Origin of the sequence: Rheinheimera pacifica (assembly GCF_024809855.1) — a bacterium.
Lineage (GTDB): Bacteria > Pseudomonadota > Gammaproteobacteria > Enterobacterales > Alteromonadaceae > Alishewanella > Alishewanella pacifica_A.
In genome coordinates this window covers 1-1,239 of the sequence record NZ_JANUEM010000034.1, presented here as the reverse complement: position 1 = coordinate 1,239, position 1,239 = coordinate 1, and the positions used below count along the sequence as shown (strand labels likewise).

Sequence of the window (1,239 nt, the reverse complement as noted above, 5' to 3'; positions counted from 1 at the left end):
TGGACTTCCCCTAAAACACTAGACACTCCTTAGGTTAGAATACAACTTTAGGAGGGCACCATGTCCAAGCAACGTTTTACATCAGAATTCAAAGCCGAAGCAATCAAACAAATCACCGAACGTGGTTATTCCGTTAAGGATGTCTCAGAGCGCTTAGGCGTGTCAGATAACAGCTTGTACAACTGGCTGAAACAGCACAAGCAAGTCACTAATCCAGATCCTGTAGTGACGCAGCAACAGGATTTAGCCGCTGAAAATGCCAAACTAAAGGCTGCTTTAAAACGGGCTGAAGAAGAACGCGACATCCTAAAAAAGGCCGCCGCATACTTTGCCAAGCAGTTCAGTTAAGGTATGCCTTTATCCGCGACAACCAGAACTGCCATCCTGTGCGGTTGATGTGCGCGACACTGCGCGTGCATCACAGCGGTTACTATCAGTGGCTTAAGCAGCCTGAATCAAACCGGGCGCGTGAGAACCAGCGTTTAACGGCACTGATTAAAGAGTCATGGCTCGAAAGCGGTGGCATTTATGGCAGCCCACGCATCCACGTTGACTTACGTGAAGCCGGTGAAACCTGTTCAGAAAACCGTGTCGCCCGCTTGATGAATCTGACTGGCCTCAAAGCCATTCGTGGTTATAAAGCACCACGTTATCGTGCGGGTAAACCCGCAGTACCGGCAAAGAACCAATTACAGCGTGAGTTTACTTATGACGAGCCAAATAAAGCTTGGGTAACTGATATCACCTATATCAGGACCTACAAGGGCTTTTTATATCTGGCCGTAGTACTAGATCTGTATTCTCGCCGGGTCATTGGTTGGTCAATGAAAGCCACACTGGCCAAGGAGATTGTGTTGGATGCGCTGTTAATGGCAGTTTGGCGCAGAAAGCCGAAACAGTCGGTCATCATCCATTCTGACCAAGGCTCGCAGTTTAGCAGTGATGAATGGAAAAGGTTCCTGGATACGCACAAACTCTCCGCCAGTATGAGTCGGCGCGGTAACTGCTGGGATAATGCGGTTGCAGAATCCTTCTTCAGCTCACTGAAAAAAGAGCAGATTAAACGCAGGATTTATAATACTCGCGATGAAGCACGTAGTGACATTTTTGAGTACATCGAGGTATTTTATAACCGTCGGCGCAGACACAGTCATTTAGGGCAGTTATCACCGGCAGATTATGAGGAAAAAGCTAATCTCAACGAGGTTAATGAGTGTCTATGAAATTAGGGGAAGTCCA

General features: G+C 47.5%; 1 protein-coding gene. It reads left to right on the top strand.

What is annotated here, in order from left to right; translation table 11 throughout:
• Positions 1-60 precede the first annotated feature (60 nt).
• Positions 61-1,223, top strand: a protein-coding gene (locus M2404_RS20240; RefSeq protein WP_259241821.1) for an IS3 family transposase whose coding sequence is annotated in 2 segments (ribosomal slippage) — positions 61-316 and positions 316-1,223 — 1,164 coding nt in all. Because the reading frame shifts where the segments join, the coding sequence is not laid out codon by codon here.
• Positions 1,224-1,239 lie beyond the last annotated feature (16 nt).